Origin of the sequence: Kitasatospora acidiphila (genome assembly GCF_006636205.1) — a bacterium.
GTDB classification, from domain to species: Bacteria; Actinomycetota; Actinomycetes; order Streptomycetales; family Streptomycetaceae; genus Kitasatospora; species Kitasatospora acidiphila.
Genome location: NZ_VIGB01000003.1, coordinates 3,742,137 through 3,760,245 on the forward strand (window position 1 = coordinate 3,742,137; position 18,109 = coordinate 3,760,245).

The 18,109-nt window shown below is 72.6% G+C and carries 16 protein-coding genes, 2 tRNA genes and 2 pseudogenes; 7 read left to right on the plus strand and 13 right to left on the minus strand.

The annotated features are described in order from the left end of the window. Positions 1–58 precede the first annotated feature (58 nt). Entirely contained in the window at positions 59–286 is a 228-nt protein-coding gene (locus tag E6W39_RS40455) for a hypothetical protein (protein WP_220140225.1), read from the minus strand. On the opposite strand from E6W39_RS40455, the gene E6W39_RS40460 reads away from it, so the two are divergent. Then, entirely contained in the window at positions 258–587 is a 330-nt protein-coding gene (locus tag E6W39_RS40460; RefSeq protein ID WP_220140226.1) for a hypothetical protein, read from the plus strand. The two genes, E6W39_RS40455 and E6W39_RS40460, sit on opposite strands and share 29 nt — an antisense overlap. Positions 588–962: 375 nt before the next feature. Here E6W39_RS40460 and pth read toward each other — a convergent pair whose 3' ends face one another. The 5 genes and pseudogenes from pth to E6W39_RS17480 all read right to left on the minus strand — a co-directional run bounded on the left by pth (position 963) and on the right by E6W39_RS17480 (position 5,337). Next, positions 963–1,544 carry an aminoacyl-tRNA hydrolase gene (gene pth / locus E6W39_RS17460; RefSeq protein WP_141634305.1) on the minus strand — a complete coding sequence of 194 codons (582 nt, stop codon included), beginning with the start codon at positions 1,542–1,544 and terminating at the stop codon, positions 963–965. 90 nt (positions 1,545–1,634) lie between these two features. Beyond that, complete coding sequence (locus tag E6W39_RS17465) at positions 1,635–2,228, minus strand: 50S ribosomal protein L25/general stress protein Ctc (RefSeq protein ID WP_141634306.1); 594 nt, start codon at positions 2,226–2,228, stop codon at positions 1,635–1,637. A gap of 252 nt (positions 2,229–2,480) precedes the next feature. Beyond that, positions 2,481–3,461: a ribose-phosphate diphosphokinase gene (locus E6W39_RS17470; RefSeq protein WP_141634307.1), complete on the minus strand. Its 981-nt coding sequence runs from the start codon at positions 3,459–3,461 to the stop codon at positions 2,481–2,483. A gap of 207 nt (positions 3,462–3,668) precedes the next feature. Beyond that, positions 3,669–5,152, minus strand: a pseudogene (gene glmU / locus E6W39_RS17475) (bifunctional UDP-N-acetylglucosamine diphosphorylase/glucosamine-1-phosphate N-acetyltransferase GlmU). A 114-nt stretch (positions 5,153–5,266) separates the two neighbouring features. Then, positions 5,267–5,337: transfer RNA gene (locus tag E6W39_RS17480), tRNA-Gln, on the minus strand. A gap of 295 nt (positions 5,338–5,632) precedes the next feature. On the opposite strand from E6W39_RS17480, the gene E6W39_RS17485 reads away from it, so the two are divergent. The 3 genes from E6W39_RS17485 (at position 5,633) to E6W39_RS17495 (ending at position 7,912) form a co-directional block, all read left to right on the plus strand. Next, positions 5,633–6,601 carry an acyl-CoA desaturase gene (locus E6W39_RS17485; RefSeq protein ID WP_141634308.1) on the plus strand — a complete coding sequence of 323 codons (969 nt, stop codon included), beginning with the start codon at positions 5,633–5,635 and terminating at the stop codon, positions 6,599–6,601. Positions 6,602–6,627: 26 nt separating this feature from the next. After that, positions 6,628–7,326: a TetR/AcrR family transcriptional regulator gene (locus E6W39_RS17490; protein ID WP_141634309.1), complete on the plus strand. Its 699-nt coding sequence runs from the start codon at positions 6,628–6,630 to the stop codon at positions 7,324–7,326. Between the two features lie 88 nt (positions 7,327–7,414). Next, positions 7,415–7,912: a MarR family winged helix-turn-helix transcriptional regulator gene (locus E6W39_RS17495; protein ID WP_101381936.1), complete on the plus strand. Its 498-nt coding sequence runs from the start codon at positions 7,415–7,417 to the stop codon at positions 7,910–7,912. A gap of 62 nt (positions 7,913–7,974) precedes the next feature. Here E6W39_RS17495 and E6W39_RS17500 read toward each other — a convergent pair whose 3' ends face one another. The 7 genes and pseudogenes from E6W39_RS17500 to E6W39_RS17530 form a co-directional block, all read right to left on the minus strand. Continuing rightward, positions 7,975–8,901, minus strand: coding sequence for a response regulator transcription factor (locus E6W39_RS17500; RefSeq protein ID WP_141634310.1), 927 nt, complete (start codon positions 8,899–8,901; stop codon positions 7,975–7,977). Positions 8,902–9,019: 118 nt separating this feature from the next. Next, positions 9,020–10,153: a galactokinase gene (galK, locus tag E6W39_RS17505; protein WP_141634311.1), complete on the minus strand. Its 1,134-nt coding sequence runs from the start codon at positions 10,151–10,153 to the stop codon at positions 9,020–9,022. Between the two features lie 22 nt (positions 10,154–10,175). Beyond that, positions 10,176–11,192 carry a UDP-glucose 4-epimerase GalE gene (gene galE, locus E6W39_RS17510; RefSeq protein WP_141634312.1) on the minus strand — a complete coding sequence of 339 codons (1,017 nt, stop codon included), beginning with the start codon at positions 11,190–11,192 and terminating at the stop codon, positions 10,176–10,178. Then, positions 11,189–12,333: pseudogene (gene galT / locus E6W39_RS17515) on the minus strand (galactose-1-phosphate uridylyltransferase). The gene galE and the pseudogene galT overlap by 4 nt, the downstream one beginning before the upstream one ends. A 252-nt stretch (positions 12,334–12,585) precedes the next feature. Further along, positions 12,586–13,254 (minus strand): response regulator transcription factor, encoded by a 669-nt coding sequence (locus E6W39_RS17520; protein ID WP_101381931.1) that lies wholly within the window; start codon positions 13,252–13,254, stop codon positions 12,586–12,588. 183 nt (positions 13,255–13,437) lie between these two features. Beyond that, a tRNA-Thr gene (locus tag E6W39_RS17525) sits at positions 13,438–13,513 on the minus strand. Between the two features lie 303 nt (positions 13,514–13,816). Further along, complete coding sequence (locus tag E6W39_RS17530) at positions 13,817–15,250, minus strand: MFS transporter (RefSeq protein ID WP_141634314.1); 1,434 nt, start codon at positions 15,248–15,250, stop codon at positions 13,817–13,819. A 186-nt stretch (positions 15,251–15,436) separates the two neighbouring features. Between E6W39_RS17530 and E6W39_RS17535 the strand changes: the two genes are divergently transcribed. From E6W39_RS17535 to E6W39_RS17545, 3 genes are read left to right on the plus strand one after another with little or no spacing between them, the layout of a single operon-like run. Further along, entirely contained in the window at positions 15,437–15,823 is a 387-nt protein-coding gene (locus E6W39_RS17535; protein ID WP_141634315.1) for a type VII secretion target, read from the plus strand. Beyond that, positions 15,823–17,472 carry an alpha/beta hydrolase gene (locus tag E6W39_RS17540; RefSeq protein WP_141634316.1) on the plus strand — a complete coding sequence of 550 codons (1,650 nt, stop codon included), beginning with the start codon at positions 15,823–15,825 and terminating at the stop codon, positions 17,470–17,472. The genes E6W39_RS17535 and E6W39_RS17540 overlap by 1 nt, the downstream gene beginning before the upstream one ends. Next, positions 17,469–18,059 carry a hypothetical protein gene (locus E6W39_RS17545; RefSeq protein WP_141634317.1) on the plus strand — a complete coding sequence of 197 codons (591 nt, stop codon included), beginning with the start codon at positions 17,469–17,471 and terminating at the stop codon, positions 18,057–18,059. Before E6W39_RS17540 ends, E6W39_RS17545 begins: the two co-directional genes overlap by 4 nt. Positions 18,060–18,109 lie beyond the last annotated feature (50 nt).

The following is an 18,109-nucleotide window of genomic DNA, read 5'->3' on the forward strand; positions in this document are numbered from 1 at the left end:
AGCGGGCCCCGGCCTTCGGGCTGTCCGACTGTCCGGCTGTCCGGCTGTCGACGTACGGTCAGTTCGCGGACGGAGTCTCGGGGTCCCGCTTGGTGGCGATCCGGCGCTTGAGCCAGAGCGCGCCGCCGCCGGCCGCCACCAGCAGGCCGAAGCCGACCGCGGTGAGCCCGGCGTTGCCGCCGATCGAGGTCACGAAGGTGCTGGCGAGCTGGCCGTTCACCGGCGTGGGCGCGGCGCTCGCCTCGGGGGTCTGCGGCGTGACGCCGTCGACCAGTTGGACGTCCACCGCGGTCGGCTCGTCACCGCCCGGCGCCGACTGCCGCAGCCGCCCGTGGCCGCGCGCGCTGCCGGCCGGGACCGCCGCACCCCGGCTCGCCACCGGCGCGGCGGGCGGAGTCGGCGCCGCGGTGCGGCAGTTGGCCGAGCGGGCGGTGGCCGAGGGGGCCGCCGGGGTCGGCGAGGGGCTGGTGCTCGGCGCGGCCGAGGTGCTCGGGCCGGCGGTCGGCGTGGCACTCGGCGTGCCGGTGTCCCCGGCCGGGCAGCTGGGCTGGGCCGTGGGGCTCGCGGTGGCGGTGGCGGTCGCCTGACCGCTGCCGGGCGCACCGCTCGCGCCGGGATCCGCGGTGCCCGAGGCCGTCGCCGAGGGAGCCGGTGCCCCCGGCGCGCCGGCGGTCGGCGACGCGGCCCCGACCGTCGAGGGCGACGGCGAGCCGCCCGGTTCGGCCGCCGCCGCGGTGGCCGAACCCACCAGTGCCGTCATCGCCAGTACCCATGTGCCGACCAGTCGTGCCGGCCCCAACCCCGCGCCCACCAGCGCCCCACCTTCCCGAGTCCGGGTCGACCGTATCGGATGTTCCGGGGTGCTCGATCACCAGATCGGGTGCTGCGGACAAGAGTTGTACGACTGTTGCCCTGGCGGTCACGGGGGCGGGTGGTGGCCGGGCGGTCCGCCCGACGGTCCATCAGATGTGGTAGGTGTTCTGGGCCCGCTCCAGGCCCTCCGACAGCAGGGCCTCCACCGCGTCGGCGGCCCGGTCGACGAACCAGTCCAGCTCCTTGCGCTCGGTGGACGAGAAGTCCTTGAGCACGAAGTCGGCGACCTCCATCCGGCCCGGCGGCCGGCCGATCCCGCAGCGCACCCGGTAGTACTCGGGGCCGAGCGACTTGGTGATCGACTTCAGGCCGTTGTGGCCGTTGTCGCCGCCGCCGAGCTTGAGCCGCAGCGCCGCGTAGTCGACGTCCAGTTCGTCGTGGACCGCGATGATCGCGGAGGTGGGCGCCTTGTAGAAGTCGCGCAGCGCGGTGGTCGGGCCGCCGGACAGGTTCATGAAGGTCATCGGCTTGGCCAGCACCACCCGCTGCCCGGACAGGCGGCCCTCGGCCACCTGGGCGCGGCTCTTGTGCGCCTTGAACTTCGCCCCGATCCGCTGGGCCAGCAGGTCGACCACCATGAAACCGATGTTGTGCCGGTTGCGGGCGTAGCCCTCACCCGGGTTGCCCAGCCCCACCACCAGACGGGGGCCGGTGTACTCCGCGTCGCTCATCTCGCCTCTTCCTCCTCAGTAGCCATCATCCCGGACATGCCACTGCCCCGGCTCCCACCAGGGGCCGGGGCAGTGGCGAGCGCGTCAGGCTCAGGCCTCGGTGGTCTCCTCGGCGGCCTCCTCGGCCTCCTCCTCGACCGGGGCGGCCTGGGCGGCGATGATCTGCAGCACCACGGCGTCGGCCTCGACGGCCAGCGACACGTTGGCGGGCAGCTTGATGTCACCGGCGGTGATGGCGGCACCGGCCTCCAGGCCCTCGACCGAGACGGTGACCGACTCGGGCAGGTGGAGGGCCTCGGCCTCGATCGGCAGCGCGTTCAGCACGTGCTCGACCAGGTTGCCACCGGGGGCCAGCTCGCCCTCGACGTGGACCGGGATCTCGACGGCGACCTTCTCGCCGCGCTTCACCAGCAGCAGGTCGACGTGCTCGATGCTGCGCTTGATGGCCTCGCGCTGCACGGCCTTCGGCAGCACGAACTCGTCCTTGCCGTCGATCGGCACGACCAGCAGGGCGTTCGGGGTCTTGAGGGCCATCATCAGGTCGTGGCTCGGCAGGTTCAGGTGAACCGGGGTGTGGCCGTGGCCGTAGACGACACCGGGGACGAAGCCGGCGCGGCGGGCGCGACGGGCGGCACCCTTGCCGAACTCGGTGCGGGGCTCGGCGGCAAGGCGGATCTCGGACATGCTGCACTCCTGGGACGAAACGGGGTGCAGACAGCGAAAAGCCGCCGGGACCACACCCTCACAGATACGGGTCGGCTCGGCGGACTCAATCCAGCGCGTCGATCACGGAGCGCAATAGGCATCCCTCGCCGAGCAGTCTCACGAGTCTAACCGCACCGGTGGTCAAGCATGAAATCGGCCCCCGCTTCGCAGCGGGGGCCGATCAGCCGGTCAAGCCGGATTCGTGCTGAGGAGGTTCATGCTGAGGAGGTGTCAGTGCACGCCCTGGAAGAGCGAGGTGACCGAGCCCTCCTCGAAGACCTCGCGGATCGCGGCGGCGATCGACGGGGCGATGGAGAGGGTGGTGACCTTGTCCATCTGCAGCGCGGCCGGGGTCGGCAGGGTGTTGGTGAAGACGAACTCGCTGACCCGGGAGTTCTTCAGCCGGTCGGCGGCCGGGCCGGACAGCACACCGTGGGTGGCGGCCACGATCACGTCGGCGGCGCCGTTCTCGAACAGCGCGTCGGCGGCGGCGCAGATGGTGCCGGCGGTGTCGATCATGTCGTCGACCAGCACGCAGACCCGGCCCTTGACGTCACCGACCACCTCGGCGGAGAGGATGGTGTTGGCCTGGCTCATGTCGCGGCGCTTGTGGATGATCGCCAGCGGGGCGTCCAGCCGGTCGCACCACTGGTCGGCGACCTTGACCCGGCCGGCGTCCGGCGAGACCACGGTCAGCTTGGAGCGGTCGACCTTCTCGCCGATGTAGTCGCAGAGCATCGGCAGCGCGAAGAGGTGGTCCACCGGGCCGTTGAAGAAGCCCTGGATCTGGGCGGTGTGCAGGTCCACCGCCATCAGCCGGTCGGCGCCGGCCTGGGCCAGCAGGTCGGCGATCAGCCGGGCCGAGATCGGCTCGCGGCCGAGGTGCTTCTTGTCCTGCCGGGCGTAGCCGTAGAACGGCAGGATCGCGGTGATGCTGCGCGCCGAGGCCCGCTTCAACGCGTCGATCATGATCAGCTGTTCCATGATCCACTGGTTGATGGGAGCGGTGTGGCTCTGCATCACGAAGCAGTCCGCGCCGCGCGCGGACTCCAGGAAGCGCACGTAGATCTCGCCGTTGGCGAAGTCCAGGGCCTTGGTCGGAACCAGCTCGGTGCCCAGGGCTGCGGCGACCTCCTTCGCCAGCTCGGGGTGGGCACGCCCGGAGAAGAGCTTCAGCTTCTTCTCGCCCGACGTCGTGATCCCGCTGCTCACTGCACCGTCTCCTCGCGTTACTGCCGCATGGTCCCGCCCGCACCGGACCCGGGCGGCAGCAACCGTCCGGGCCTATGAGCGACAGGGAATTGGGGGTACGTCTCGCTCCGGGCCAACAGCCCCACGGCGCACGTATGTACACCAGGTTACGCGCCCGGTCGCGAAGCGCCCGCCCCGGGAGGCATGACGGTCGCCACACGAAGTGGCCTACGCCTCCTCGGCCTCGGCCTGCGCGGCCGCCGCGGCCTCGGCGGCCGTGGTGCCGGAGCGCTTGCGCGCCACCCAGCCCTCCACATTGCGCTGCCGCGCGCGGGCCACGCCCAGCGCACCGGGCGGCACGTCCTTGTCGATGACCGAACCGGCCGCGGTGTAAGCGCCGTCACCGACCGTCACCGGGGCGATGAACATGTTGTCCGAGCCGGTCCGGCAGTGCGCCCCGATCACCGTGCGGTGCTTGTTCACGCCGTCGTAGTTCACCGTCACCGAGGCCGCGCCGACGTTGGTGCCCTCGCCGATGGTGGCGTCGCCGATGTAGGAGAGGTGCGGCACCTTGGCGCCCTCGCCGAGCTCGGAGTTCTTGATCTCCACATAGGTGCCGACCTTGGCCTTGCGGGCCAGCCTGGTCCCCGGCGCAGGTAGGCGTACGGGCCGACCTGGCAGCCCTCCCCGATCTCGGCCCGCTCGGCGGTGGTGGCGGTGACCACGGCACCCGCGCCGACCGCGGTGTCGGTCAGTGTGCAGTCCGGGCCCACCTCGCAGCCCTCGGCCAGGTGGGTGGTGCCGCGCAGCCGGGTGCCGGGGTGCACCACGGCGTCCGGCTCGTAGCCCACCTGGACGTCCAGCCAGGTGGTGGCCGGGTCGACCACGGTGACGCCGGCCCGCATGGCGCGCTCCAGCAGCCGGTCGTTGAGCAGCCGGCGGGCCTCGGCCAGCTGCACCCGGTCGTTGATGCCCAGGATGTCGCGGTGGTCGGCGGCGACCACGGCGCCGACCCGGTGGTCGGCGGTGCGCAGGATCTCCAGGGTGTCGGTCAGGTACTCCTCGCCCTGGGCGTTGTCGGTGGTGATCCGGGCCAGCGCGTCGGCCAGCAGCTTGCCCTCGAAGGCGTAGACGCCGGAGTTGATCTCCTGGATGGCGCGCTGCTCCTCGGTGGCGTCGCGGTGCTCCACGATCCCGGTGACCGAGCCGTCCACGGCCCGCAGGATCCGGCCGTAGCCGGTCGGGTCGGGCACGTTGGCGGTCAGCACGGTGACGCCGTTGCCCTGCTCGGCGTGCTGCTCGGCGAGCAGCCGCAGGGTCTCGGCGGTGAGCAGCGGGGTGTCGCCGTAGGTGACGATCACGGTGCCGTCCAGCGCGATGCCGTCGGCGGCCAGCGCCTCGACCGCCACCCTGGCCGCGTTGCCGGTGCCGAGCTGGGCCTCCTGGACCACCACCCGGGCGCTCGGGTGGGCCTCGCCCAGGTGCTGGGCCACCAGCTCCCGGCGGTGGCCGACCACCACGGCCAGCTCACGGGGGGCCAACTCCTCCACCGCGGCGACCACATGGCCCAGCAGGCTGCGACCGCAGATCGGGTGCAGCACCTTGGGCAGGGCCTTGGACCGCATCCGGGTGCCTTCCCCCGCGGCGAGTACCAGGACGGCGGCAAGGGGGCTGTCAGTCGCAGCGCTCACGCGGGAGGCTCCTCGATCCATCGGTTCATAAGGGGAAGCACAGGGGGGAGGGGGCCGGCGAACTCCCGGGCCGAGGGCCCATCCGCACGGAGTGCCGAGCTGGACCGAGGATACCTACCAACCGTGACCGACGAGCTCCGCCGCTAGGACTCGAACCTAGACAAAGGCCTTCAAAGGGCCCCGTGCTGCCATTACACCACGGCGGATCGATCGTCAAACGCGCTCCGGCAGTCGGCAGCGGTGCCACCGCACCCCCTGGAGCCAAGCACAGCCTAAGGGTTACCGCGCCCGACCTCCACCACCTATCCGGAACCTCCGGTGTGCCCTGCTTCCCTTCACTCGCCGCACAACTTACGATGCCGTAAGTTACGCAAGCGTAGGGTCTGGTCCCCCGATCGGGCCCGCACGCGTTGGGTCCGGTCCCCCGACCGCGCCCGCTGACGCAGGGTCCGGTCGACCGACCGGGCACTCCCTCCGCCTTCCCTTGAGGGGACGACCGAGATGACGCTCCAGGCCGACGAGGTACTGCCGGGCTCCCGCCCGGACGGCAAGCCCAACTCCCAGATCTCCGCGACCCTCGGTGGCGAGAAGCAGGGCCTGCCCGAGCGGATCGCGCTCGCGGCGTTCATCGCGATCCCGTTCCTCGCCCTGCTCGCCGCCGCGCCGGTCGCCTGGGGCTGGGGGCTCGGCTGGCGCGACCTGGCGATCGGCACGGCGATGTACTTCCTCACCTGCCACGGCATCACGGTCGGCTACCACCGGCACTTCACCCACCGTGCCTTCAAGACCGGACGGGTGCTCAAGATCGTCATGGCGGTGGTCGGCAGCCTGGCCGTCGAGGGCCCGGTGGTCCGCTGGGTGGCCGACCACCGCAAGCACCACAAGTTCTCCGACCGGGACGGCGACCCGCACTCCCCCTGGCGTTACGGCGAGAGCGTGCCGGCGCTGCTCAAGGGCCTCTGGTGGGCGCACATGGGCTGGATGTTCGACTCGGAGCAGACGCCCCAGCACATCTACGCCCCCGACCTGGTGAAGGACAGCGACATCCGGGCCATCTCCCGGCTGTTCTGGCTCTGGACCACGCTGTCGCTGCTGCTGCCCGCGCTGGCCGGCGGGCTGCTCAGCTGGTCCTGGCAGGGTGCGGTGACCGCCTTCTTCTGGGGCTCGCTGGTCCGGGTGGCGCTGCTGCACCACGTCACCTGGTCGATCAACTCGATCTGCCACGCGGTCGGCTCGCGGCCGTTCCGCAGCCGCGACAAGTCCGGCAACGTCTGGTGGCTGGCGGTGCTCTCCTGCGGCGAGTCCTGGCACAACCTGCACCACGCCGACCCGACCGCGGCCCGGCACGGCGTGCTTCGCGGCCAGGTGGACTCCTCCGCCCGCATCATCCGCTGGTTCGAGCTGGCCGGCTGGGCGCGCGAGGTGCGCTGGCCCGATGCGGCGCGCATCGCCGCCCGGCGCACCGCATGACCTCTCGGCTACAGCATGATGGAGGGGTGAACGGGAGCAACCCAGAGACCAGTCCAGCAGGCAGCGCCGACGGCCATCGGCCGGCCGCCCCCGGCCACCGGGCCCGCGGCGGCCGGGTCCGGATGACCGGCAAGCAGCGCCGGGAACAGCTGCTGGAGATCGGGCGCTCCGTCTTCGCCGAGCGCGGCTACGACGGCACCTCGGTGGAGGAGATCGCCGAACGGGCCGGCGTCTCCAAGCCGGTGGTCTACGAGCACTTCGGCGGCAAGGAGGGCCTCTACGCGGTGGTGGTGGACCGCGAGATGCAGCTGCTGCTCGACATGGTGACCGGGGCGCTCACCGGCGGGCACTCCCGGGAGCTGCTGGAGCAGGCCGCGTTCGCCCTGATGGACTACATCGACACCTCCACCGACGGCTTCAAGATCCTGGTCCGGGACTCCCCGGTCGCCCAGTCCACCGGCAGCTTCGCCTCGCTGATCAGCGACATCGCCACCCAGGTCGAGGACATCCTCGGGCTGGAGTTCAAGGCCCGCGGCTTCGACCCCAAGCTGGCCCCGATGTACTCGCAGATGCTGGTCGGCATGGTGGCGCTGACCGGGCAGTGGTGGCTGGAAGTGCGCAAGCCGCAGAAGTCCGAGGTGGCGGCGCACCTGGTCAACCTCGCCTGGCACGGCCTGGAGGGCATGGAGCGGCACCCCAAGCTGGTGGGCGAGCGGCAGGGCTGAGCCGTCCCGGGTCGTCGGAAGTTCACGATTTGGCTCTCTTGATGTCAAGAGGCTTCATATCGACAGAACCCCCGATACACTGATCCACATGGAGGACGAGGTCGATCGCCTGGTCGCAGCATGGCGCCGCGAGCGCCCCGACCTCGACGTGCAACCACTGCAGGTGCTCAGCCGGGTCAGCCGGCTCGCCAGACACCTGGACCGGGCCCGCCGGGCCGCCTTCGCCGAGCACGGCCTCGAGCCCTGGGAGTTCGACGTGCTGACGGCGCTGCGCCGGGCCGGCCACCCGTACCAGCTCTCCCCCGGCCAGCTGCTCACCCAGACGCTGGTCACCTCGGGCACCATGACCAACCGGATCGACCGGCTGGCCGGCAAGGGCCTGGTGCAGCGCCTGCCCGACCCGGACGACCGGCGCGGAGTGCTGGTCCGACTGACCGCGTCCGGGCAGCTGAAGGCCGACGAGGCACTGGCCGGGCTGCTGGCGCACGAGCGCGAGCTGCTGGCCGAGCTCACCGGCGGTCAGCAGTCCGAGCTGGCGGGGCTGCTGCGGCAGCTGGTCGCGCCGTTCGACAACATCCCGGGCTGACCGGGCCTCAGCGCGCTCCCACCGGCCGTCAGGGCGTTCCGACAGGGCGTCAGGGGGTCGGCCTAGCCCGCCGCCTCCGCCGGGCCCACCCCGGCCCGCCGGGCCAGCGCCACCGCCGCCAGCGTCGAGTGCACGCCCAGCTTGCCCAGCACGTTCTGCATGTGGGTGCGCACGGTGTGCGGGGAGAGATAGAGCCGCTCGGCCACCGCCTGCCGCCCCAGGCCCGCCACCATGCAGCGCAGCACCTGCTTCTCCCGGGGAGTCAGCGACTCGACCAGCCGCTCGCTCTCGGTGCGGTCCCGGCGGGCCGTGGTCAGCTCCCGGACCACGCCGGTCAGCAGCGCCGGCGGCAGGTGGGTCTCACCGCGCAGCACCCCGCGCAGCACGGTCAGCAGCCGGGTCAGCGAGCTCTCCTTGGCCACCCAGCCGGCCGCGCCCGCGTAGAGCGCCCGGACGGCCCGGTGCGGATCCTCCTCGGCGGCCAGCACCACGGCGTGCAGCCCCGGGTAGCCGTGGCAGCAGCGTGCCAGCAGGGTGATGCCGTCGGCCGGGCGGCGGGCGGACGGGACCGGCGGGGCCGACTGCGGCACCGGCCGCCGCACGGGCGGGTTGCCGGGCGCCGCCGGGGGTGCGGCGAGCCGCTGCGGGGCGAGGGTGCTGCCGGCCCGGCGCGGTGCGGGCACCACACCGCTCACCGGGCGCCGCTGCGGCGCGCCGGGGCTCCCCGCTGCCCCGGGACGGCCGGACGCGGCCCCCAGGCCGGTGCCTGGGGGCGGGCCGAGCGCCGCCGGGCTGCTGCCCAGATCGGCGTCGACCAGCAGGATGTCGAACGGGCGCCCCTCAGCGGCCGCCCGCTCCAGGGCGTGCTCGGCCGCCGCGGCACTGCCGACCGCGCCGACCTCGATCTCAGGCTCGGCGGACAGCGCGGTGGCCAGCGCCTCGGCGAAGATCCGGTGGTCGTCGACCACCAGGACGCGGATCCGCCCCATCTCGGTGTCCCCCCTGCTCCAGCCACGGCGCGCACCGATGTCCCCACTCAGCGTACGGGTTGAGCGGCCGTCAGGTGGCGCAATGGTGAAGTTCCGTCGGATTGGGGCACTTCGCGGTTCAGGCCAGCCGGCGGGCGCCCTCGGCGGCGGTGACGGTGAACAGCACCGGATCGGCGTACCCGGCCGTGCGGAACGCGGCGGTGACGGCCTTGCCCACCTGCTCGGTGGACTCCCGCGGGACCAGTGCGATCACCGAGCCGCCGAAGCCGCCACCGGTCATCCGGGCCCCGAGCGCCCCGGCCTCCACCGCCGACGCCACCGCCAGATCGGTCTCGGCGCAGGAGACCCGGAAGTCGTCGCGCAGCGAGGCGTGGCCGGCCGTCAGGATCGGCCCGAGCGCGGCGAAGTCGCCCTTGTCGAGCAGCTCCACGGCCGTCAGGACCCGGTCGTTCTCGGTCACCACATGCCGCACCAGCGGCACCAGCTCGGCCGGCAGCCGAGGCTGCGCCGCCGCCAGCTCCGCCGCCGGCAGGTCGCGCAGCGCGGGCAGACCGAGCAGTTCGGCGGCCCGCTCGCAGCCGGCCCGGACCGCGGCGTAGGAGCCGTCGCCGATGTCGTGCTTCACCCGGGTGTCGATCACCAGCAGCTCCAGGCCCTGCTCGGCGGGCCGGAACGGCACCTGGCGCAGGCTCAGGTCCCTGGTGTCCAGGAAGAGCGCGGCGCCCTCGGTGCAGCAGGCGCTGGCCATCTGGTCCATCACGCCGCAGGGCACGCCGACGAACGCGTTCTCGGCCCGCTGGGCCAGCCGGGCCAGCTCGGCACCGGTCAGCGGCAGGTCGTGGAGGTCGCGGTAGGCCACGGCCACCGCGCACTCCAGGGCGGCCGAGGAGGACAGGCCGGCGCCGGTCGGCACGTCGCTGTCGAGGTACAGGTCGGCGCCGCCCACCTGGTGCCCGGCCTCGCGCAGCGCCCACACCACGCCCGCCGGGTACGACGCCCAGCTGGTCACCGCACCGGGCGCCAGCTCGGCGACGGCCAGGTCGGTGACCCGGCCGTCGCCCTGCGCGCTGTACAGCCGCAGCCGGCCGTCGGTGCGGGGCGCGGCGCTCAGCCGGACCGCGTGCGGGAGGGCGATCGGCAACACGAACCCGTCGTTGTAGTCGGTGTGCTCGCCGATCAGATTGACCCGGCCCGGTGCCGCCCACACCCCGGCGGGTGCGGCACCGAAGATCCGCTCGAACTCGTCCCTCACGTCACGCTCTCCCGCCGTCGCGTCAGTTACTGGTGCTCTTGGTGCTGCTGTCGGTGCTCGTGGTGCTCTTGCCGGTGCTCTTGTCGAACTTGTCGAGGGTGAAGGCCCAGGCGTCGGCCACGATGGCGTCCAGCTCGGGGCGCTTGGGAACCCAGCCCAGCGCCTGCCGGGCCCGCTCGGCGGAGGCCACCAGCACCGCCGGGTCGCCCGGGCGGCGCTCGGCGGTGACCACCGGGATCTCCCGGCCGGTGACCCGCTTGACCGACTCGATCACCTCGCGGACCGAGAAGCCGCTGCCGTTGCCCAGGTTGCAGATCAGGTGCTCGCCCGGCTCGGCCGCGTCCAGCGCCAGCAGGTGGGCCTCGGCCAGGTCGGCGACGTGGATGTAGTCGCGGATGCAGGTGCCGTCCGGGGTCGGGTAGTCGTCGCCGAACACCGAGATGTGCGGGCGCTGGCCCAGTGCGGCCTGGAACACCAGCGGGATCAGGTGCGACTCGGGGTCGTGCCGCTCGCCGTGGGCGCCGTAGGCACCGGCCACGTTGAAGTAGCGCAGGCTGACCGCGGCCAGGCCGTGCGCGATCGCCTCGCTGGTGATCAGGTGGTCCACCGCCAGCTTGGTGGCGCCGTAGGCGTTGGTCGGCGAGGTGCGGGCGGTCTCGGCGATCGGGCTGGACTCCGGCTCGCCGTAGGTGGCGGCGGTGGACGAGAAGACCAGCTTGCGCACACCGGCCTTGCGCATCGCGCTGATCAGCTCCAGCGAGCCGGCCACGTTGTTGCGCCAGTACTTCTCCGGGTCCGCGACCGACTCGCCGACCTGCGAGGAGGCGGCGAAGTGCAGCACGGCGTCGAAGGAGCCGTCCAGCACCTGGTCGGCCTCCTGGATCCGGCCGCGGACGAACTCGGCGCCGGCCGGCACGCCCTCCAGGAACCCGGTGGAGAGGTCGTCCAGCACAACCACCTGGTGCCCCGCCTCCAGCAGGTGGGCCGCGACCACGCTGCCGACGTAGCCGGCACCGCCGGTGACCAGGTACTTGCTCATTGTGCGACCTCCCGCAGGCGCTGTGCCGCCGCCTCCGGCGACACATCGTTGACAAACGCGTCCATGCCGGATTCGACTCCGGCCAGGTACTTCAGCTTGCCTACCGTACGACGGATCGTGAACAGCTCCAGATGCAGTGCCAGCTCGGCGCCGTCCCGGCGGGGTGCCTGGTGCCAGGCCGCGATGTACGGGGTGGGCGGCAGCCCCTCGCCGAACAGCCGGTCGAAGCGGCGCAGCAGCTGGAGGTAGAGCCCGGGGAACTCGGCCCGCTCCGGCTCGGACAGCTCGGTCAGGTCGGCCACCCGGCGGTGCGGGTAGAGGTGCACCTCGTACGGCCAGCGGGCGGCGAACGGCACGAAGGCCGTCCAGTACTCGCCGCTCAGGACCACCCGCACGGGATCGGCGCGCTCGGCGGCCAGCAGGTCCTCGAAGAGGTTGCGACCGGTGCCGGCGCGGTGGTCGGCGGCGGCGGCGATCATCTTGGCGGTGCGCGGGGTGGTGAAGGGGAAGGCGTAGATCTGGCCGTGCGGGTGGGCCAGGGTCACGCCGATCTCGGCGCCGCGGTTCTCGAAGCAGAAGACCTGGTCGACGCCGGGCAGCCGGCTCAGTGCGGCGGTGCGGTCGGTCCAGACGTCCAGCACCAGGCGGGCCTTGGACTCGTCGAGGTCGGCGAAGGAGGCGTCGTGGTCGGCGGTGAAGCAGACCACCTCGCAGCGGCCGACGCCCGGGCGGGCCTGGCGCAGGGGGGCGGCGGGGGCGTTGCGGCGGGGTCCGCTGCGGCGGGGACGGCGTCGAGGGCCGCATCGGGGGCGATGTCGATGGCGGGGGCCACGTCGGCGGCCAGGGACGGGAAGCGGTTCTCGAAGACCACCACGTCGTAGTCGGCGGCCGGGATCTCGCTGAGGTGGTCGGCGGTGCTGGGGCAGAGCGGACACTGGTCGGTCGGCGGGTGGTAGATCCGGCCCTGGCGGTGCGCGGCCACCGTGACCCAGTCGCCGGTCACCGGGTCGCGGCGCACCTCGGAGAGGTTGGCGACCGGCTCCAGCGGGCGCCGGTCCGGCTCGTCCCGGAACGCGGTTTCGTCCCGGTCGAAGTAGATCAGCTCACGGCCGTCCGCAAGCTTGGTCGTGGTCTTCCGCACAGTCTGCCGCCCTCGGTCTTGCCAGTCGTCGACCTACATCGCCACACATAATCAAACAATAGTTATCAGTAGTCAACAGAAGACTGCGGCGTGGGGCGGGCCCTGGCGCGGGACGGCTGCGTGGCGCGGGGGGAGCACGGGCTCGGCGGGGCATGGCGGGGCCGGCGGGGCTCAGCAGAGCCGGTGGGGCATGGCGAAGCCGCACCCGAGCCGGGGCTCGGGTGGCGGGGCTGCCTTGGTCGTGGTGCGTGGCTACTCGCGAGCGAGCCGGGCGAGCAGGCCGGTCCGATCGGCCACCGCGGCCGCCTCAAGGCGGGTGCGCGCGCCCAGCTTCATCAGCACCCGCTGCACGTGGGTGCGCGCGGTGCTGGGCGCGATGCCCATCCCGAGCGCGATCTCCTGGGTGTCCTGCCCCTCGGCGATCCTGGCCAGCACCTGGATCTCACGGCGGGTCAGCGAACCGAGCAGCCGCAGCGCCTCGTCGTCCGGCTCCCGCACCGGATGCAGCAGCCGCTCGAACGCCGCCTGCAGCACCTCTACGGCCACGGCCGCCTCACCGGCCCGCGCGCGGGTGATCGAACGGTCCACCACCTCGATCCGCTCATCGCTGCGGACGTAACCGGCGGCGCCGGCCGCGAACGCGTTGGCCACTCCCCGCAGGTCGTCCACCGGGCCGAGCACCACCACGGCCACCTCCGGCCGCTCCTGCCGCATTCGCCGCACCGAGCCGAACGCCCCGGGGTCGCCGGGTCGCGCGACCCCGAGCAGGCAGACCTCCGGGCGGCGCTGTGCCACCAGCTCCGGTCCGGCCGACGCCGGACTGCCGACCGCCAGCACCCGGTGCCCGCGCACCTGCAGCGCTGCCGCCAGTGCCTCGGCCAGCAGTCGGTGATCGTCGACCACGACGAGCCGTACGCCCAAGGGGCCCTCCCCCGTACCCTCCGCGGAGAGTTCCCCGCATCACGCGTACCGGCCGTACGCCACAGCACTGCTGACGCACCATCACAGCGCAAACGGACTCGTGCCGCTAGAGATCGGCGAGTTCGAACCGTGCCAGGAGAATAACGAAAAGGTCCCCGCCAGATTGGCGGGGACCTTTCCCGATGGAGCCCCCATGCGGAATCGAACCGCAGACCTTCTCCTTACCATGGAGACGCTCTACCGACTGAGCTATAGGGGCGAACCGGTCGAACGAGGAAGACATTACATGGTCATCGGGGGGATTGGGAAATCGGCGCCCTCCGCCGGGCACACGCCCTTGCCCCAGCCGGGCGCCCGGCGCACTGGGGCGCGCCGGCGGAGGACGCAGGGCGCGGAGCAGCGGCGATGCGCGGGGGCGGGCGACGGTGGTGCGCTGGGGGCAGCCGTCTCGCATGTCGAGCCCCACGCTGCCGTCACCGCACTGGGGATGGCACGCGCCTCGTCCCGGTCCGGGCCGTCGTCACATCGCCGCGCCCGCCTCGGACTCCGGCCCGCAGTGCCGTCACACCGCCGCACCCCCGCTCGCCACAGCGGCCCGACCGGCCGGACCGCCATCACCCAACCCGTGCTCCACCGTCAGGTCGCACCCGCTCCGGTCCGGCAAGGCGAGCAGGCAGAGCACCGCCACCACGCCGAGCCCTGCCAGATACCAGCCCACCGGCGCCGCCGTCCCATAGGCCGCCGTCATCCTGGTGGCCAGCAGCGGCGCCGTCCCACCGCCGACCACGCCACCGAGGTTGTAGGTGAGCGCCGCCCCCGTGTAGCGGACCCTGGTCGGAAAGAGCTCGGGCAGATACGCCGCCACCGGCCCCAGCAGCACCCCCTGCAACAGGCCCGCGCCGGCCAGCGCCAGCAGCATCAGCTCGGGCCGCAGCGTCTCCAGTGCCGGAAAGAGCAGCAGCGACCAGCAGGAGGCCAGCACCGTCCCGAGGAGCACGGTTCGTCGGCGCCCCCAGCGATCCGAGGCCCCTGCGCTGTACCAGACCGCCAACGCGCCCGCCGGTGCGGCCAGCAGCTGCAGGGCCAGCATCACCGTCTGCGGCACGCCCAGTTGGCCGGTGACATAGGCCAAGGCATAGGTGCTGCCCAGGTAGTAGAGCGCATAGCCGAAGCAGAGCGCGCCGCTGCCCAGCAGCACGGTGCGCCAGTGCTCACGGAGCACCGCCCGGATCGGCAGCGCCCGCCCGCGACCACCCGACGCCCCGGACTCTCCGCCGGCCCCGAACTCTCCGACGGCCGTGGCGGCCCGCTCGGCCGCGGCGAAGACCGGAGTCTCGGCGATCCGCAGCCGGACGAACAGCCCCACCCCCACCAGCAGCAGCGACCCGAGGAACGGCAGCCGCCACCCCCAACTCGCGAACTCCCTGGCCGGCAGGCTGAGCGACACGACCAGGAAGACCGCGGTGGCCAAAGTCGAGCCGGCGCAGGGGCCGAGCTGCAGATAGCCCGAATACCGCCCGCGCCGGCCCGGCGGGGCGTACTCCGCGACCAGCAGGGCCGCCCCGCCCCACTCGCCGCCGAGCCCCAGCCCCTGACAGAACCTCAGCACCACCAGCACCAGCGGCGCCCAGACTCCCCACCGCCCGTACCCCGGCAGCAGGCCGACCGCCGTCGTCGACAACCCCATCAGCAGCAGCGACACCACCAGAACGGCCTTGCGCCCCAGCCGATCCCCGAAGTGCCCGAACACCACGGCGCCGACCGGCCGGGCCACGAACGCCACCGCGTAGACCGAGAAGGCGGCGAGCAGCGCATTGACCGGTCCGAGCGCCGGGAAGTACTCCCGCCCGAAGACCAGGGCCGCGGCCATCCCGTACAGGAAGAAGTCGTAGTACTCGATCGCCGTCCCCACGAAGGCGGCAGCGGCCACCCGCCCCAACCCCTCGGTCCCACCGAGGCCCGGGCCGCGCACTCCTGACGCCGTGTCAATCGCCATGCTTCGACGATGCCGGGACGGACCGGCCACCCGCAGCCGCCAAGCGGGTGACGGGGGCGCGAACGGTTCGTGCACGCCCCGGGGTGGTGCGCGGTGCCAGGAGCGCTTCATTTGCATACGCGCGGTCCGCTGTGCCTATCCTTGACTACCGTGCGTGCCTGATCAGTTACCAGGAAGGAGGGTCCAATGGTCCTGCCGGCCAGTGGCTTTCAAGTGCACCCCGACGAGCTCTCGGCCGCAGCCACCGCGGCCGACGGCATCGCCGCCCGGCTGCCGGACCAGGGCCGCCTGCTCGCCGCCGCCACCGACCGCAGCGCCGACGGCCTCAGTGGCTGGCGCACCGCCGCCGCCCTGCGTTCCTGCGGCGACGCCTGGCACGCCCTGCTCGGCCGACTGAACGCCGAACTGGCCGACCAGGGCCGCAAACTCGACAGCACCGCGCAGCGCTACCGGGCCGGCGAGCTCTCCGCCGCCGATGCCTTCCTCGCCCCCGCGGCCCACCCGCACGCCCTCGCCCCTCCCCCGGCCCTCGGCCGGGAGGCGCCCCCGTACACAACCCCGGTCGGCCCCTGATGGACCTCGCCGCCCTCCGTGACGCCACCCCCCGCGCCCTCCCCGACGGCACCGAGGCCTACACCCAACTCGGCGCCGCCCTGCGCACCAGCGCCGAGGAGTGGCGCTCCACCGTCCTCGACCGCACCCGGAACTCCGGCTGGCAGGGCGGCGCCGCCGACGGCTGCCGCGCCAGCCTCCAGCAGACCGAGGACCACCTCGCCGCCGCCCACGCCGAGTTGGAGCGCATCGGCGCCGTCCTGCACTCCGGCGCCGACGCGCTCCAGCTCGCCCAGGCCCGCCTGCTGGAAGCCCTCGACGAGGCCCGCGCCGCCGGCCTCACCATCACCCCCGACGGCCGCGTCAGCACCCCCGCCGCGAACCCCGCCGACCGCCACGACCCCGACTCCCTCATCCCCCAGAAGCGGAGCTCCGACCTCACCCAGCGGATCAGCTCCGCCCTGCACGACGCGGACGCCGCCGACCGCGCGCTCGCCGACCAATTGCAGGGCTTCACCCGCTCCGCCCAGGACGGCTCCGCCCTCACCAGCCGCGGCTACGACCCCGATCCGCTCTCCCCCGTCATCACCGCGCCCGACCTGCTCGCCGCCGCCTTCCCGCCCGCCACCGCCACCCCCGCCGAGGTCGCCGCCTGGTGGCGCACCCTCCCCGCCGCCACCCAACAGCACCTGATCGCCACCCGCCCCGACCTCATCGGCAACCGCGACGGCCTCCCCGCCGCCGCCCGCGACCAGGCCAACCGCCTCCTCCTGCGCAACTACCTCGCCGACTACGGCAACCGCACCCACCTCGGCGCCGAAGACCAGACCAAGCTCGCCGGCTTCCGCGCCATCCAGGACCGCCTGGACCGCGACCGCAACACCCAGCCGCCGCTGTTCCTGCTCGGCGTCTCGGACCAGGGCCAGGGCCGCGGCATCCTGTCCTTCGGCGATCCCGACACCGCGGCCAACGTCTCCGCGTACGTGCCGGGGCTGGGGACGGAACTGAGGCACGTGGGCGGGAAGGACGGGGACCGGGCGTACAACGTCTGGAGCGCCGCTCACACTGCCGATCCGGCTCGAAGCACCGCCTCCATCGTGTGGCTGGGCTACGACCCGCCGCCCGGCGTCGACAAGCTCGACCCGGAGACCCTGAGCGTCATGGAGAAGGATCGCGCCCAGGCGGGTGCCGACAGCTACGACCGGTTCCTCTCCGGCCTGCGTGCCAGCCACCAAGGACAGCCCGCCCATCTGACCGCCCTCGGCCACAGCTACGGCTCACTCACCGTCGGGCTGGCCGGGCAGAATCCCCAGGGCACGGGGGCTGACGAAATGATCCTGGTCGGCAGTCCGGGAACCGGCGCAAAGCACGCGTCGCAGCTGGGAGTTGCCTCGGGTCACGTCTGGGTGGGAGCCGCGGACAACGATCCCGTGTCCTACGCACCCAGTCCGGTTGAAGATCTGCAGGGCCATTTCAATGAGCGCTGGTTCGGTACCGACCCCGCCAGCGCGGATTTCGGCGCACAGCGATTCGATGTGGCGGACGGCCCTGCCGACAGCTTTGCTTCCCATTCGAATTACCTGGATCCGAGCGGCGGAAATTCGCTCTACAACATCGGACAGATCGTCGCCGGGCACCCCGAGAACACCAAGGCTCAGGCGCTGCGGTGACCCACTGGCAGCGCGTCTCCACCGCCCTGACCGCCCTGGCCGCGCTGGCCGCGCTGGGCTTCCTGGCCGCCTGCCAATCGACTGCTCCACCAACTCCCCATACTTCCAAGGCATCTGCGATGATGAGCCCCGACCAGGCCAGAGACAGACTGCACGCCCTCCTCGACGGCACCTTCGAGGTGATCAAGCCGGCGGTGACCTACCGGGAGGGCTGGCCCAGGGTCACCGAGAACGACCAACCCGCCGACACGGCCAACGTCGCTCTCGAGCGCTATGTCATGACCAAGGTGTCCGCAACGAAATACGGAGCCTTGCTGGGCCTTGTCGAGCGCCGATGGAAATCCCTCGGCTACGTCATCGAAAGCGTCAATGCCGACCCCGTCATGCCCGCCGTCTTCGCCAGGGCAAGCGATGGTTCCGCACTCAACCTGCGAGTCGGCTATCCAGGGAACATCACCATCGGAGCAGTGGTGAATCCCGTCCGAGCGACCACGAGCCCATTCGGTCCCGAACCACCGCAGCCCACCCTCCCGAACGGCAACCCAGACATCCTCCCCACCGTCGACGACCCCTTCTGGTCGCACTGATCCCCGCCGACTCCGCCCGCCTCCCCCTCGGCAACTCCACTGCCCCTGCG